This is a genomic window from Streptomyces sp. NPDC058697 (assembly GCF_042715345.1).
Taxonomy (GTDB): Bacteria; Actinomycetota; Actinomycetes; order Streptomycetales; family Streptomycetaceae; genus Streptomyces; species Streptomyces liliifuscus.
This window is the reverse complement of record NZ_JBHXSU010000037.1, coordinates 45,686-60,445: the sequence shown is the minus strand read 5'-3', so window position 1 is coordinate 60,445 and position 14,760 is coordinate 45,686. Positions and strand designations below refer to the sequence as shown.

Here is a 14,760-nt window from a genome sequence, read left to right as displayed (position 1 = left end):
CCATCTTTTTAGGGGCGCGGGGAACTGCGCGACCAGCCCCCACCGGCCGGCAGGCGACAACGCACCCGAGGGCTATTCCGCCGCCGCCCGGCCCGTCAGGGCCGTGAGGCTGTTGCGGACGTGGGTCATGTGGGCACTGACGTCATCCCACTCGTCCCCGTGTTCGCGAAGGACGCGTTCCGTCTCACGAATGACGCGGTCCTCGTGAAGGCGCGCCTCCGCGAGGAGTTCGGCCGCACGGGCCTCGGCATCCTCCTGAAGGTGCCGGGCAGACTCGTGAACCTCGGCGAGGCCCCGCTCGGCCTCGACCAACTCCGCCGCCGCACGCGAAGCCCGCTCCTCGTGACGCGAGTCGAGCGCGGCCTCCCGCTCGGCCGCCTCGCGCCCAACCCGCTCCCAGCGCTCGGCGTGCTCCTTCTCCTGCTCGGCGAGGAGCGCCTCGCTGCGCCGCCGCGTCTCGCGCAGCGCGCCGAGCGCCTCACCGCGGTTCTCCTTCACGTCACGCCGCGCCGCGATCCGCATCTCGTCGGCCTCGGCCTGCGCGGCGAGCAGCCGGTGCCGGACCCGCTCCTCGGCCTCACCGCGCACCGCGTCGGCGTACGCGCCCGCGGCCGCGCGCAGTTGGCCGCCCGTCGTCTCGGCCTCCTCCACGACCAGCCGGGCCTCCCGCCGCGCACCCTCGCTGACGGCCGCGGCCTCCTCCTCGCCCAGTTCGAAGAGCCGCCTGGCACGGTCGCCGAGCGTCTCGTACGTCTGGGGAGCCAGCCCCGCGACGACCTCGTGCAGTCGGTCCGCCTCTGTCTCCATCTCCCTGGCCAGGACGGTCAGCCGGGCGGCCCGTTCCCAGGCGGCGTCACGCCCCCGGGAGAGCGCCGCGGCGTACGCGTCGACCTGGTCGGGACGGTAACCGCGCCCCCGTACGGCCTCGAAGCCATGAGGCGACACCGATGCGTTGCTCATCCTCGAATCCCCTCTCCGGCATGCGACGTACGACATGATTTGCCGCACATCTTGGTGGATCGGACGGAAGTGTTCATAACGCGACACTCCGGATAAGGGGTCGGACGGAGATGTGACGCAAAAGGGCCGGGCCCGGTCAACCGACCGGGCCCGGCCCTTTCACTGCGTGCGATCAGCTCAGCGACTCGACGTCACAGCAGGCCGTCCCACATCTGTTCCAGCAGCACCGACCACCAGCTCTCCGGCGAACCGAGCGCCGCCGGGTCGAGCGCGGCCAACTGCGCCTGGAAGTCGACGGTCCAGCGCCCCGCCTGCTCCTGGTTGAGCCCGAAGCGAAGACGCCACATACGGCCCAGCAGCGCGAGGCTGCGCGCGAACTCGGGCAGCCCCGTGTTCACGAACTGCGGCGGTACGGAAGCCCCGCCGGGGCCCGCCTCCACGGGCACGGCCACGATGTGCGCCGTCCCGTACTGGACACAGATCGCCTTGCCGAAGTCGCTGCCCATGACGAGGTACGAACCCGCGTCCGCGGACGCCTGGACGCCCCGCTCCTGCGCCAGTTCGGCGAGCGTCGGCACCGGGCGGCCCGGCTGGGCCTGCGCCCAGAAGAACGGGTTCATGTCGAGAGGCAGTCCGGCCACCACCAGCGTGTGCGCCACGATCGGCGGCACACCCTGCCGGGACACGGCCGCCTGGTCGAACCGGAACAGTCCCGGTCCGAACGCCGCCGCCAGCTCCTGCCCGATCGCCTCCGGCGGGATCGGCGGCGCGGGCTGCACCGGCGGCAGCGGCGCCCGGATCGGCCCGGGCCGGGCCGGGCCGTCCGCGACCTGGTGCAACTCGCCCTGGTGCGCGAGCAGTTGGGCCATGCCCTGCTGACGGCTCGCGTGGTCCGTGCCGTACGAGGCGATGCTGGTGATCCGTGCCTGCGGCCAGCTCTCCCGGATCATCCGGGCGCAGTACGCACCCGGCAGCTCGCAGGACTCCAGCTCCGTGTGGAGCTCCAGCACCTGCTGCGGCGGCACGTTCATCGCGCGCAGCTCGTGCAGGATCTGCCACTCCGGGTGCGGGGTGCCCGGCGCGGACCGCCGGATGAGCTGCTGCTCGCTCCCGTCCTGGGCGCGGTAGCGCAGAACCGCCTGGTAGCCGGGTCCGACGGTCGGCTGCCCCTGCTGGGGATAGCCGTAGGCCGGAGGCTGCTGCCCGGGCATCGACTGGCCCGGCATCTGCTGCCCCGGCATGGACTGCCCCGGGAAGGGCTGCTGACCGGGCGGCGGCATGCCGGGGGCGCCCGGTGGCATCCCGGGGGGTGCCTGGGGCGGCGGGGCCATACCCGGGCCACCGCTCGGGGGACCGGACAGCATGGTCTCGGCGTGGTGGACGCCACCGGGGGCGCCGGGAGCGCCGGGCCCGCCAGGACCTCCAGGTCCACCCGGAGCGCCGGGAGCGCCGGGAGCGCGGGGAGGCTGGGGCGCGCCGGGGCCGCCCACCGCAGGACCGGCGAGCATGGTCGCGGCGTGGTGGACGCCACCGGCGGGCGTACCGCCGGGGTTGTTGGGCGCGCCCGGAGCACCCGGTGCGCCTGGCGCACCGGGAGGCTGCGGGGCACCCGGAGTACCGGGCGCGCCAGGCGGCTTGGGCGCGCCGGGCTGGTTCGGGTCGGCGAGCATGGTCGCCGCGTGGTGGACACCGCCCGGAGGCGTACCGCCCGGGGTACCCGGAGTGCCGGGGGCGCCAGGCGGCTGCGGGGTTCCGGGTCCGCCAGGCCCGTCGGGGCCGAGCTGCGAGACGAGCTGGGTCGGTACGTACCCACCGGCCGGCGTCCCCGGCGCACCGGGACCGGACGCGGGAGCCGCTCCACCCGGCCGCGCGCCGGGCGTTCCGGGCGCACCCGGAGGCGGCGGCGTACCGGCCGCACCCGCACCACGGGCACCGCGCGGCGGAGCCTGCGCCTTGCTGGTGGCGGCGTCGGCGATGTCACCGGCGTTGGGCGGCAACGGCCGCCCGCCCGCACCCGAACCGGGGGGCGGCTGCGGCGGATTGGGCCCCGCGGGCGACTGCGGAGCCCCCTGCGGGAAGCCGTACGAGGGAGCACCCGGAGGCTGTGCACCGGGCGCACCGGGAGGCGGTGTACCGGCGCCGGGACCTTGCGGATAGCCGTACGAGGACGGCGCCCCGGGCGGAGGCGTACCAGGCGCACCGGGACCACCGGGAGGTGGCGTGCCGGCACCCGGACCCTGCGGATAACCGTACGAAGACGGAGCCCCGGGCGGCGGCGTACCAGGCGCACCGGGACCGCCCGGAGGCGGCGTGCCGGCACCCGGACCCTGCGGATAGCCGTACGAGGAAGGCGCCCCGGGCGGCGGGGTGCCTTGCGGGAACGAGGGCGGGTTCGGGTTCGGGTTGCCCAGGGCGGGGGCGACGGCTGTGCTCGGGAGCTGGCTGCCGCCCGAGATCAGCCTGGTCTTGGCCTCGGGTGTCGCTTCGGGCTCCGACGGCCTGCCACCGGCTCCGGCGTCCCCGACATCCCTTATCTGCGGCGCGTACACGGTCGCGGGGAGCGGTACCGAACGGTCGTCGCCCGTCTCGGCGTTGGTGTCGGTCCCGGCCCACGGCGTCGCGTCGGCGGGCACCCCGGAACCGCCCGAGGCCTCCCCGCCGGCCGCGGGCCACGACGTACCGCCACCAGGGGCGGAGGAGGCCCGAGGGCCACCGACGGGCCCGGGCAGCGTCTCGGGAATCGCCCCTCCGGCCCCGGCCCCTCCATGGGCGGGACCGGCAGGACCGCCGGGCGGAACCGCGTCATTGACGGCGGCAGCGGCGGCGGCAGGCCGAGACCCGGCCCCGTCCGACGCCCTGCCCGACGTGCGGGGCGAACCGCCGCCCGACGACACGCCCGACGCCCCGCCGGACGTACGGTCCCGCCGGTCCGGAATGCCCATCCGGTCCGCCGCCTCCTGGAGCCACTCCGGAGGAGTCAGCAGGAAGGACGTCTGGTTGAGGTCGACGCGCGCGGGAGGCGCGGGCGCCGGATCGGGCGCCGCGTCCGGCAGCCCGTACTCCTCCTCGTACCGGCGGATCACCTCGCCCACCGGCAGCGAGGGCCACAGCGTGGCCTCTCCGCTGTCGCGGGCGATGACGAGCCGCTGGGCGCCGCCGTCGGACCGCGGTCCTTCGGCCCGGTCCTCGGCCCACACCACGAATCCGAGTTCGAACTCCCGCACCCGCACCTCACGGTGCTGGTAGCCGGGCACATCCCCGTTGATCCACTCTTCGGCGCGCTCCTGCGCCTGCGCGAAGGTCACCATCGGACGCTCACTCCCCCACCGAAGACACCGCGGACACCGACACGGACCGCGCGAATCCACCGTCCACCATCAGGTTCGCCACGGTCTCCAGCTCCGGCGGATTGCCGGCTAGCCGGGACAGGAACTGGTCGAAGTCGTCCCCGCAGGGCAGCAGCAGCCGCTGCACCCGCTCCGGGGGCGCCCACAGGTCCTGGTCACGGGCGTCGTCGTACGCGCAGAACCACACCGACCCGACCTTCTCGCCCTTGACCTTCACGGCGAGCAGGCCGCCCTGGACGAAGCCGACGCCCAGGTAGTCCTTGGTGAGGTGGTCCCGCAGGCATTTGTTGACGTACACGAGGTCGTTGACGGCGGCCTCGTCGCGCACGGTGAAGAACGGCTGGTCGACCAGCAGTCCCAGCTCGGCGTCGAGCGCGGCCCCCATCGGGGCGCACCCGCCGGCCGCCTTCAGGAACGACCGGTACGCGCCGGGCAGCCGGTAGCCGAGGTCCTCCTCGACACCCAGCACCTGCTGCTCGGTCACCGCGACGGCGGCCTTGGGCAGCCCGAAGTGCGCGGGCCGGGTCTCCTGGAGGGGCCGGGTGCCGCGCTTGTTCTGGTCGACGGCGGCGGTGGCCAGGCCTCCGTGGTGGCGCAGCAGCGCCTTCACCTCGACCGGCACGAGCTCCAGCCGCCGGGTGCCCGGCACGTGGTGCCAGGTCCAGCCGTGCGGAGTGGCGACGGGCGGGATGGTGTCCCACAGGTCGTGGCCGTCCGCGGCCAGGGCGGCGTTCGCGGACACGTAGTCCGTCAGCCGGAGTTCGTCGACCCCGAAGCCCTCGGGCGGCTCGGCGATCTCCGCAGCGGCACGCGCATAGAACGAGAAGTCGGGATAGCCGCGCTCGTCGACACGTACACCTCTCGGGTGACGCGCCGCCCGGACCGGGTCCGGGAAGTGCACGACCTGCCCGGCGTAGGCCGCGTTCGGCGGCGCGGCTTGCTGCCCGAGCCGACCTGTCGTCATGGCGGTTGCCCCCTGCGGCGTTCTGAAGGATCGCGGATATCGACAGCCTATGCGGTTGAACGACACCGGTCACCGGGCCTCCGGTTCCGTACCGGCCAGCGGGACTCCGGTTCCGTGACCTGCCGTCATCGCGCCGTGACGGTGCGGCGAAGCCCGCGCGTGTCGCGGCGCCCCAGCTTCCGCACCAGCCACGGAGTTTGGCACTCTGTCGGAGCACCGGGGGATGCGGTAAGGGGAGGAAACAGGACGATGAACTCAACGCAGACAGGCAGATCTGGTGATCCCAGGGTGGGCTGGAGCAACACCGAGGCGCCGGTCACTCCCACCCTCCTCCACCGCCGTGACGGCATACTTCCGACCATCGCCGCCGCCCTGTCCGTACGGGGTGCGACGCTCACCGGCACGGCGGGCCGGGGCGACCAGCCGCCGCCGCTGCACCCGCTGGTCCGGGACTTCCTCGACACGCTGGCGAGCGGGCAGCGCGACCGTTTCACCGGCCGCTGTGCCGAAGTGATCCTCATCTCGCGGCACATCACGGCGGTGGACGCGGACCGTTCCAAACGGGCCGCCCGGAAACCGATGACCAACGGAGAGGCCCGCAAGTCCCTCAAGCAGGCCAAACTCACCGCCCGCCGCATCCGCGAGGACGGCGACCCGCTGCACGGCAGTTTCGCGCCGCCCTGCCGCTCCTGCACCGCGCTCAGCGCCCACTTCGGCGTACGCGTCGTCGATCCGACGGCACCGGGGGGCTGAGAAACCCCTCTTCCCTCACACAGGGCGTCACCGGCGCCCCTTGCAGAAGCCGCCGAACCACGACCGCGGCAGCTCAGACGAACGCGAAGGTCCGATGCACACCGACCGCACCTCCCCCTCCCCCACACCGACCTCGACCCGGTTCTCCGCCGTGGTCGACGCCGCGCTGCGCTCCGCGGGATGGCAGCCGGGCCGGTGGGACATAAAGCAGGCCGAGATCTGGGCCGATGCCCTGCGCAGCCACGAGTCGCCGACCGGTCACCGGCATGCCGTGTTCCCGGCGGCGGTGGAGGCCTGGGCGGAGTTCGGCGGTCTCCACATCCCCGCCACGGCCCCGGGCCGCCAGATCGCCCCGACCCCGCTGCACCTGGACCCCCTGCACGGCCTCCACATGGCCCGTACGCTCGTGGACCTGGGCAGAGCCCTGGACAGCGAAGTGGCCCCGCTGGGCGAGGAGTCCGACACCAGGGCCCTCCTCGCCATCGACGCGGAGGGCCGCACCTACACCCTCGACCACACGGGCGACTGGTACCTGGGCGCCACCATCGACCAGGCCCTGACCACCCTCCTCACAGGCCTGGAACCAGAACGCCTGACGGCCGTCTGAACGGCCCCGAACTCGCCACGTCCGCCGGCCCCGACGGACCTCGTGACCGCGGAACTCACCCCGACCCGGCTCACGCCAATTGAGCCGACTCACTCGGCCTCGGCTCGCCCCTGCCGAAGCCACCCGCCCCGACTCGGCGCGGCCGGACTCACCCCGACTCGGCCCGGCTCACTCCGATCCAGCCGACCTACTCGGGCTCGGCTCGGTCCTGCCAGAGCCACCCGCCCCGGCTCGGCGCGGCCGGACTCACCCCGACTCGGCCCGGCTCACTCCGATCCAGCCGACCTACTCGGGCTCGGCTCGGCCCTGCCGAAGCCACCCGCCCCGGCTCGGCGCGGCCGGATTCGCCCCGATTCGGCCCGGCCCGGCTCACACCGATTCGGCAGACTCACTCCGGCTCGGCTCGACACTGTCGGATTCAACCGGCCCTGTCCCGCCCCGGCTCGGCGCTGCTGGACTCGCCCCGACTCGGCTCGGCCCGGCTCACTCCGGTTCAGCCGGCTCGCTCCGGCTCGGCTCGACACCGTCGGATTCACCCGGACCTGTCCCGACTCGGCCCTGCCGGACTCACCCCGTCCCAGCTCGCTCCGGTTCAGCCGGCTCGCTCCGGCTCGGTCCATCCCGGCCCACCGCCCCGGGCCGGTCGAACTCCACCCCGGGCCGGTTCACCGCGGGCAGATCCAGTCCGGCCCGGTTTCCTCGCTCCGCACCAGATCCGCTCCGGACCCGCCCCCGAACCGGCTCACCCCAGAACGGCCCGGCTCACCCGAGAACGGACTTGCTCACCCCAAAACGGCCCGGCCCGCGCCGGCAACCGTCGCTCACGCCTCCGCCGGAATCACCGCCGAGACTCGGAAGCCGCCGGCGTCGGTCGGGCCGGAGACGAAGACGCCTCCGAGGCCCAGGACGCGCTCCTTCATCCCCACCAGGCCGTTCCCCCCGCTGGGCAGCCGTGCGTCGGAGGCGGCGCCGGGCTCGGGCGGGGGGCCGTTCTCCACCTGCATGGCGATCTCGGCGCCGCGGTGCGCGACCCGGACCCGGGTCTTCGCCCCGGCCGCATGCTTGTGGACGTTGGTCAGCGCCTCCTGCACCACGCGATAGGCGGTCTGCTCCACCGCGGCCGCGTAGCCCCGGGCGTCCCCCTCCACGGAGAGGTCGACGACCATTCCCGCGGCGGCGGACTGCCCCACCAGCTCCTGGAGGTCGTCGAGGCAGGGTCCGTCCCCCGTCTCCTCGTCCACGGCCCGGGACGCCGCGGCGGCGGCCGCGACGCCCACCGCCGCGAGCGGCACGGTCTGCATCCGCACGGAGGAACCCCCGTAACCCCCCTCGCCCGTACGCAGAACCCCCAGCATCTCCCGCAGCTCGGTCAGCGCCTGCCGTCCCATGTCGCCCACGAGCGAGGCGTTCTTGACGGCCTTCTCGGGGTCCTTGCGCGCGACGGCCTGCAGGGCCGCCGCGTGCACGACCATCAGACTCACCCGGTGCGCGACGACGTCGTGCATCTCGCGGGCGATCCGGGTCCGCTCCTCGTTGCGCGCCCACTCCGCCCGCTCCTCGGCCCGCTCGGCCAGCAGCTGCAACTCCCGCTCAAGGGAGTCGGCCCGCTCCCGCAGACTCTCCATCAGCCGCCGCCTGGCGCCCACGTACAACCCGAGCAGAATCGGCGGCGCGGTCATCCCGAGCGAGGTCGTGATGGACACGAACGGCACGAACCAGTCGCCCACCATCTGCAGGTCGCCCCGCACCATCCCCTGGTGCGCGCGCACGTACGTGACGATGAGCATGCCCACCATCGACATACCGGCCAGCGCCCCGATGATCCGCCGGGGCATCTCGGACGCGGCGAGCGTGTAGAGCCCGACGAGCCCCATCAGGAACCCCATCTGGGCCGGTGTGATGGCGATCGACACCAGCACCACGGCGATGGGCCACCGCCTCCGGAACAACAGCACGGACCCGGCAACAGCCCCGAACACCATCCCCGCGGGCACCGGCACGCCCGCCGCGTCCGCGAAGGGATATCCCTCGATCGCACACTCCACGGCGGACACCAGCGCGAGGCTCCCGTCGAGTACCGCGCTGCGCCACCTCGCCCACCACCACGGCCCGGTCAGGGTCGCGGTGTGGTCTTCCCCCGTCGTGGTCATGCCTCCAGCCTACGGTCGCCCCCCGTCGCTTTTCCGGTGAGTTTCGCGTACTGGCCTACACCACTCGCCGTAATCGAACAGACACGAAACCCGCCGCAATCCGCCGAAAACCCAGAACCACCCCAAGCCACCCCGGAGTCGCCCCTGAGTCGCCCCTGAGTCGCCCCGCACCCAGCCCCACGCCCGCCCCGCACCACCCGAATCCACCCCGGCACCGTCGAAGTACCGTCGCACCGAAGGCACCCGGTACGGCATAGTGTTGGATGTCGACTCGGCAGCCCGACCGGATCTCCGGTCCCGTTGAGTTCCATCCCCCGTGGTGTAATTGGCAGCACTGTGGCTTTTGGTGCCATCTGTCCGGGTTCGAGTCCTGGCGGGGGAGCCCTACGCGAACCGGGCCCCGACCGCACTGTCAGGGCCCGCTCCCATTTCTCCCTCACAACGCCCCGGTATCCTGCGGATGTCCACTCCCCAAAGGCACCCCAGCCATCCGAAGCCGAAGGGCATCCCCGTGAGCGCCAACCGCCCGGCAGCCGTCGTCGTTCTTGCAGCGGGTGAGGGCACCCGTATGAAGTCGGCCACACCCAAGGTCCTGCACGACATCTGTGGCCGTTCTCTCGTCGGCCATGTACTCGCCGCCGCACGCGAGTTGGAGCCCGAGCATCTGGTGGTCGTCGTGGGCCACGCCCGCGAGAAGGTCACCGCGCACCTCACCGACACCGCTCCGGGTGTACGGACCGCCGTGCAGGCCGAGCAGAACGGCACGGGCCACGCCGTACGGATGGCCCTGGAGGAGCTGGGCGGCGGCATCGACGGAACCGTCGTGGTCGTCTGCGGGGACACGCCCCTCCTCACCGGCGGGACCCTGCGCGACCTCGCCGCCAACCACACCACCGACGGCAACGCGGTCACCGTGCTCACCGCCGAGGTCCCGGACGCCACCGGCTACGGCCGCATCGTGCGCGACGGCGTCTCCGGCGCGGTCACCGCGATCGTCGAGCACAAGGACGCCTCGGAGTCCCAGCGTGCGATCCGTGAGATCAACTCCGGTGTCTTCGCCTTCGACGGACAGCTCCTCGCCGACGCGCTCGGCAAGGTCCGCACCGACAACAGCCAGGGCGAGGAGTACCTCACGGACGTCCTCGGCATCCTCCGCGAGGCCGGGCACCGCGTCGGCGCCTCCGTGGCGGGCGACCACCGCGAGATCGCCGGCATCAACAACCGCGTCCAGCTCTCCGAGGCCCGCCGCATCCTCAACGACCGGCTGCTCCACCGCGCGATGCTCGCCGGCGTCACCGTCGTCGACCCGGCCTCCACCTGGATCGACGTCACCGTCACCTTCGAGCAGGACGCGATCGTGCACCCGGGCACCCAGCTCCAGGGCGCCACGCATCTCGCCGAGGGCGCCGAGGTCGGCCCCAACTCCCGCCTGAAGGACACCAGGGTGGGCGCGGGCGCCCGTATCGACAACACGGTCTCCGACGGCGCCGAGGTCGGCCCCCAGGCGAACGTGGGTCCGTACGCGTATCTCCGCCCCGGCACCCGCCTCGGGCTGAAGGCCAAGGTGGGTACGTACGTGGAGACGAAGAACGCCTCGATCGGCGAGGGCACGAAGGTCCCGCACCTCTCGTACGTGGGCGACGCGACGATCGGCGAGTACACGAACATCGGCGCCGCGAGCGTCTTCGTGAACTACGACGGCGAGGCCAAGCACCACACCACGGTCGGCTCGCACTGCAAGACGGGCTCGGACAACATGTTTGTGGCGCCTGTCACGGTCGGGGACGGCTCCTACACCGCCGCGGGCTCCGTCATCACCAAGGACGTGCCGCCCGGTTCACTGGCCGTCGCCCGGGGCCAGCAACGGAATATCGAAGGCTGGGTGGCCAGGAAGCGTCCGGGAAGCGCGTCCGCGAAGGCGGCGGAGGCGGCTGCCCGGGAGTCGGCCGACGAAAGCTGACCGGAAAGCGGCGGGTCGGACTCGGCGTACCGTGATAGATGCACACCCGCACACCCAGCTGGGACCGCATCTGAGAACACATCTCAACATCCAGCTGAGACACCTCTGAGGAGACAGTGCTGTGACCGGGATCAAGACGACCGGCGAGAAGAAGATGATGTTCTTCTCCGGCCGCGCCCACCCCGAGCTTGCCGAGGAGGTCGCCCACCAGCTGGGTGTCGGGGTCGTCCCGACGAAGGCCTTCGACTTCGCCAACGGCGAGATCTACGTCCGCTACGAGGAGTCGGCCCGCGGCGCCGACTGCTTCCTCATCCAGAGCCACACCGCTCCGATCAACAAATGGATCATGGAGCAGCTCATCATGGTCGACGCTCTGAAGCGGGCCTCCGCCCGGAGCATCACCGTGATCATGCCGTTCTACGGTTACGCCCGGCAGGACAAGAAGCACCGCGGGCGTGAACCGATCTCGGCCCGTCTGATCGCCGACATGATGAAGACGGCCGGTGCCGACCGCCTTCTGACGGTCGATCTGCACACCGACCAGATCCAGGGCTTCTTCGACGGCCCGGTGGATCATCTGTTCTCGCTGCCGCTGCTCGCGGACTACGTGGGCCACAAGGTGGACCGCTCCAAGCTCACGGTCGTCTCGCCGGACGCCGGCCGCGTGCGCGTGGCCGACCGCTGGTGCGACCGTCTGGGTGCGCCCCTGGCGATCGTGCACAAGCGCCGCGACAAGGACGTCGCGAACCAGGTCACGGTCCACGAGGTCGTCGGTGACGTGAAGGGCCGGGTCTGTGTCCTGGTCGACGACATGATCGACACCGGTGGCACGATCTGCGCCGCCGCGGACGCGCTGTTCGCGCACGGTGCGGAGGACGTCATCGTGACGGCCACGCACGGTGTGCTCTCCGGTCCGGCCGCCGACCGGCTGAAGAACTCCAAGGTCAGCGAGTTCATCTTCACGGACACGCTGCCCACCCCGGGCGAGCTGGAGCTCGACAAGATCACCGTGCTGTCGATCGCGCCGACGATCGCCAACGCGGTGCGTGAGGTCTTCGAGGACGGCTCGGTGACCAGCCTGTTCGACGAGTAGCCGAGAATCGGATCCGCCGGTCCCGCCGGGCCGCGTAGATCGATTTCTTGTACGGCCTCCCCGCCCCGTAAGCTGTCACAGTTGCTCGGCGAGGGAGGCCGCACTCTTTGGTGCGGCGGTCCGTTATCGACGCGCTCTTCGTAGCAGGCCGATGTTCGGCCGGGTGACCACCTTCCCCGATTGATCTACGAGGAGTGACCATGGCCGACGTCAAGCTCGCCGCCGAGACCCGCACCGAGTTCGGCAAGGGCGCCGCCCGCCGCATCCGCCGTGAGAACAAGGTTCCCGCGGTCGTCTACGGCCACGGCGCCGACCCCGTCCACATCACGCTCCCGGGCCACGAGCTGCAGCTCGCCCTGCGTACCCCGAACGTCCTGCTCACCCTGGACATCGAGGGCAAGAGCGAGCTGGCGATCCCGAAGGCCGTCCAGCGCGACGCCATCAAGGGCTACCTGGAGCACGTCGACCTGCTCACCGTGAAGCGCGGCGAGAAGGTCACCGTCGAGGTCTACGTCCACACCGAGGGCGAGCTGGCCCCGGGCGCCTACCTCCTTGAGCACGTGCTGAGCACGCTGACCGTCGAGGCCGAGGCCACGCACATCCCCGAGTCGGTCACCGTGTCCATCGCGGGCCTGGAGGCCGGTGCCTCCATCGCCGCCAAGGACATCCCGCTCCCCGAGGGCACCACGCTGGTCATCGACGAGGACGCCGTCGTGCTCCAGGTCCTGGCCGCCCAGGCGGAGGAGCCCACCGAGGACGCCGCGGGCGACGAGGCCGCCGAGGCCTGATCCCGCACCGGATCACCGTGTGCCGGCCGCCGCTCCCGAGGGGGCGGCGGCCGGCGCGTATCCCTGATCCGCAGAGCCCGCCGATCGAGGACCCATGGGAGACACGGACGTGACCACGGAACCAGGCGCCCCCTGGCTGATCGTGGGGCTCGGCAACCCCGGCCCCGAGTACGCCAGGAACCGCCACAACGTGGGCTTCATGGTGGCCGACCTGCTCGCCGACCGGATCGGCGGCAACTTCAAGCGGGCCGGCAAGGCGCAGGCCCAGGTGATCGAGGGCCGCATCGGCCCGCCGGGACCGGCGAACCGCCGGGTGATCCTGGCCAAGCCGATGTCGTACATGAACCTGTCGGGCGGCCCGGTCACGGCCCTGCGCGACTTCTACAAGGTGCCGACGGCGAACATCGTCGCCGTCCACGACGAACTCGACATCGACTACGGCGTGCTGCGGCTGAAGCTCGGCGGCGGCGACAACGGCCACAACGGCCTGAAGTCGATGACCAAGGCAATGGGCCCGGACTACCACCGCGTCCGCTTCGGCATCGGCCGCCCCCCGGGCCGAATGCAGGTCGCCGACTACGTCCTGAAGGACTTCGCGTCGCCGGAGCGCAAGGAACTGGACTACTTCGTGGACCGCGCGTCGGACGCGGTGGAGGCTCTGGTGATCGAGGGCCTGGAGCGGGCGCAGTCGACGTACAACTCGTGACTGCGGTGAAGTACGTGCCCATCTCTCCTTGAGCACGGCGGACCAACGGCCAGACCCCGGTCAGACGGCCACCACAGCAACCAAGTCACACCACACGAGCTTGCCCCTCCTACCGTTCCTGGCCAGGGCTTGCCCCCACTCACAGGTCGGCGCAGGCCTGGACAAGATCGAGGCCACGCCCCTCCTCCGCCTCCGGGCGCTGCGACGGCCGCTCCGAGGTGTACGGACGCCCGGGGCCGCTCTGCGGAGGTGCGGCGGTGCTGCGGCTGAAGCTCGGCGGCGGGAAGGTCATGTCGGTTGCCGGGGAACGCAGGACGGCGGCCCGGACCTGCTCGCGACCGGTCCTCATGAAGCTCGCGGAGAGAAGTTCTTGACATTCAAAACCTCTCTCACCGGCACGGCCATTCAGACTCTGTCACCTGAAGGGCCCGAATTCACAAGCGGACGCCGGCGTGCATAGCACCACCGACGCAGCGATCCCCCACTCTCGCCGCATGCCCACTCCTCACGTTCGAAACACCTCCGCCCCAACTCCCGCTCACGGAAAAAGCGGGAGAGCCCTCTGCGCCCCATCGTGAGGCAGGCTTCCGTTTGAATCGCCCGTTACCCAGGGGCCTCGGACCGCGTGCATGACCACGCGGGTAGACGGAACCGCGCTGCGCGGCAGGCGACTCCGGTCCGAGTTGTCACCCTCTCGAATCAGTCTCCGACACCCCAGTGTCACCGTCAGGTGCGAAGCATCGGCAAATACCTGAACCATCCGACCCGTCGGCGGCACAGCGGATGCTCAATACGACCGATGGGTCGAACGTCAGCTGCGCACCGTCCGAGACCCCCGCAATCGAGTTCGCGATCTTGCCCCAGTAACGCATAGCTGCTACGGATTCACCCAGGATCATGTTGTCGGCAGAGTACGCTCCACCAAATACAAAAGGAATCCTGGGAATTAGCCTATGCCCGGCGGGAATTTCTCCGTGTCGACTCTGCCATTCGTGCGCCACCGGATATCCGGTCATATAGGCATAGTCATCCAGGACGCGTTCTGCCCACTCTCCCAGAGTGGCCCCCACATGGCTCAGAGCCGCCGTTTCAGGATTGAGGGAGTAGATCCCGGTGCCGTCGGTCCCGAACTGCCCCCCGAATACATCCTCCGCGAAGAGGACCAGCCGAGGCTGCAGCAGTCCATAGGAATCGAGCCAGCCTTTCGCTGCATCCCAGGAGTCAATCGATTGACCTCGCTGCGTGCGATTATTTGAGGAGAACACGTGAAGGGCAGATTCAAAGGCATAGAAGCCGTTCCGCTTCCTCCGCATCTGGTGCAACTCGGTTCCGATGGATCCCAGGGATGAGCAATCGTCCAGGTTCGGCTCCTCACCTGAAAGCGCCGGGCCAGCTATTTTCAGCAAGCGATCCACTATCCACCTCCCAGAAG

General features: G+C 71.3%; 12 protein-coding genes and 1 tRNA gene. 7 read left to right on the top strand and 6 right to left on the bottom strand.

Annotated features, from left to right (window positions below):
* Positions 1-72 precede the first annotated feature (72 nt).
* From ACFWXQ_RS43700 to ACFWXQ_RS43690, 3 genes are all read right to left on the bottom strand, one after another.
* The gene (locus ACFWXQ_RS43700; RefSeq protein WP_383957484.1) at positions 73-960 is read right to left on the bottom strand and encodes a cellulose-binding protein; all 888 of its coding nucleotides are present in this window, start codon (positions 958-960) and stop codon (positions 73-75) included.
* 191 nt (positions 961-1,151) lie between these two features.
* Complete coding sequence (locus ACFWXQ_RS43695; RefSeq protein ID WP_383942704.1) at positions 1,152-4,268, bottom strand: SUKH-4 family immunity protein; 3,117 nt, start codon at positions 4,266-4,268, stop codon at positions 1,152-1,154.
* 7 nt (positions 4,269-4,275) lie between these two features.
* On the bottom strand, positions 4,276-5,271 hold the full coding sequence (locus ACFWXQ_RS43690) for an SMI1/KNR4 family protein (RefSeq protein ID WP_383942701.1): 996 nt from the start codon (positions 5,269-5,271) through the stop codon (positions 4,276-4,278).
* Positions 5,272-5,520: 249 nt separating this feature from the next.
* Here ACFWXQ_RS43690 and ACFWXQ_RS43685 point away from each other — a divergent pair, with 249 nt between their 5' ends.
* Positions 5,521-6,024 carry a YwqJ-related putative deaminase gene (locus ACFWXQ_RS43685; RefSeq protein WP_383942699.1) on the top strand — a complete coding sequence of 168 codons (504 nt, stop codon included), beginning with the start codon at positions 5,521-5,523 and terminating at the stop codon, positions 6,022-6,024.
* Between the two features lie 94 nt (positions 6,025-6,118).
* Positions 6,119-6,631, top strand: a complete 513-nt coding sequence (locus ACFWXQ_RS43680; protein ID WP_383942697.1) for an SUKH-3 domain-containing protein — start codon at positions 6,119-6,121, stop codon at positions 6,629-6,631.
* An 821-nt stretch (positions 6,632-7,452) separates the two neighbouring features.
* On the opposite strand, the gene ACFWXQ_RS43675 is transcribed toward ACFWXQ_RS43680, so the two are convergent.
* A complete protein-coding gene (locus ACFWXQ_RS43675; RefSeq protein ID WP_383942694.1) occupies positions 7,453-8,781 on the bottom strand; it encodes a sensor histidine kinase in 1,329 nt (442 codons plus the stop codon).
* Positions 8,782-9,091: 310 nt separating this feature from the next.
* Here ACFWXQ_RS43675 and ACFWXQ_RS43670 point away from each other — a divergent pair.
* From ACFWXQ_RS43670 to pth, 5 genes are all read left to right on the top strand, one after another.
* Positions 9,092-9,163, top strand: a tRNA-Gln gene (locus ACFWXQ_RS43670).
* A gap of 129 nt (positions 9,164-9,292) precedes the next feature.
* Positions 9,293-10,741: a bifunctional UDP-N-acetylglucosamine diphosphorylase/glucosamine-1-phosphate N-acetyltransferase GlmU gene (glmU, locus tag ACFWXQ_RS43665; protein ID WP_383942691.1), complete on the top strand. Its 1,449-nt coding sequence runs from the start codon at positions 9,293-9,295 to the stop codon at positions 10,739-10,741.
* Positions 10,742-10,862: 121 nt separating this feature from the next.
* Positions 10,863-11,834 carry a ribose-phosphate diphosphokinase gene (locus ACFWXQ_RS43660; protein WP_383942688.1) on the top strand — a complete coding sequence of 324 codons (972 nt, stop codon included), beginning with the start codon at positions 10,863-10,865 and terminating at the stop codon, positions 11,832-11,834.
* Between the two features lie 200 nt (positions 11,835-12,034).
* A complete protein-coding gene (locus ACFWXQ_RS43655; protein ID WP_383942686.1) occupies positions 12,035-12,622 on the top strand; it encodes a 50S ribosomal protein L25/general stress protein Ctc in 588 nt (195 codons plus the stop codon).
* 94 nt (positions 12,623-12,716) lie between these two features.
* Positions 12,717-13,328 carry an aminoacyl-tRNA hydrolase gene (gene pth / locus ACFWXQ_RS43650; protein WP_383942684.1) on the top strand — a complete coding sequence of 204 codons (612 nt, stop codon included), beginning with the start codon at positions 12,717-12,719 and terminating at the stop codon, positions 13,326-13,328.
* A 139-nt stretch (positions 13,329-13,467) separates the two neighbouring features.
* Here the strand turns inward: pth and ACFWXQ_RS43645 are convergent, their stop codons facing one another.
* Together ACFWXQ_RS43645 and ACFWXQ_RS43640 are read right to left on the bottom strand one after the other, a co-directional pair.
* Complete coding sequence (locus tag ACFWXQ_RS43645) at positions 13,468-13,677, bottom strand: hypothetical protein (RefSeq protein WP_383942681.1); 210 nt, start codon at positions 13,675-13,677, stop codon at positions 13,468-13,470.
* Between the two features lie 337 nt (positions 13,678-14,014).
* Positions 14,015-14,743 carry a hypothetical protein gene (locus ACFWXQ_RS43640; RefSeq protein WP_383942678.1) on the bottom strand — a complete coding sequence of 243 codons (729 nt, stop codon included), beginning with the start codon at positions 14,741-14,743 and terminating at the stop codon, positions 14,015-14,017.
* Positions 14,744-14,760 lie beyond the last annotated feature (17 nt).

Coding starts and splice junctions, on each gene's coding strand:
- ACFWXQ_RS43675 (WP_383942694.1), bottom strand. CDS start 8,781: ATGACCACGACGGGGGAAGACCACACCGCGACCCTGACCGGGCCGTGG.
- ACFWXQ_RS43685 (WP_383942699.1), top strand. CDS start 5,521: ATGAACTCAACGCAGACAGGCAGATCTGGTGATCCCAGGGTGGGCTGG.
- ACFWXQ_RS43695 (WP_383942704.1), bottom strand. CDS start 4,268: ATGGTGACCTTCGCGCAGGCGCAGGAGCGCGCCGAAGAGTGGATCAAC.
- ACFWXQ_RS43680 (WP_383942697.1), top strand. CDS start 6,119: ATGCACACCGACCGCACCTCCCCCTCCCCCACACCGACCTCGACCCGG.
- ACFWXQ_RS43655 (WP_383942686.1), top strand. CDS start 12,035: ATGGCCGACGTCAAGCTCGCCGCCGAGACCCGCACCGAGTTCGGCAAG.
- ACFWXQ_RS43700 (WP_383957484.1), bottom strand. CDS start 960: ATGAGCAACGCATCGGTGTCGCCTCATGGCTTCGAGGCCGTACGGGGG.
- pth (WP_383942684.1), top strand. CDS start 12,717: ATGGGAGACACGGACGTGACCACGGAACCAGGCGCCCCCTGGCTGATC.
- ACFWXQ_RS43645 (WP_383942681.1), bottom strand. CDS start 13,677: ATGAGGACCGGTCGCGAGCAGGTCCGGGCCGCCGTCCTGCGTTCCCCG.
- ACFWXQ_RS43690 (WP_383942701.1), bottom strand. CDS start 5,271: ATGACGACAGGTCGGCTCGGGCAGCAAGCCGCGCCGCCGAACGCGGCC.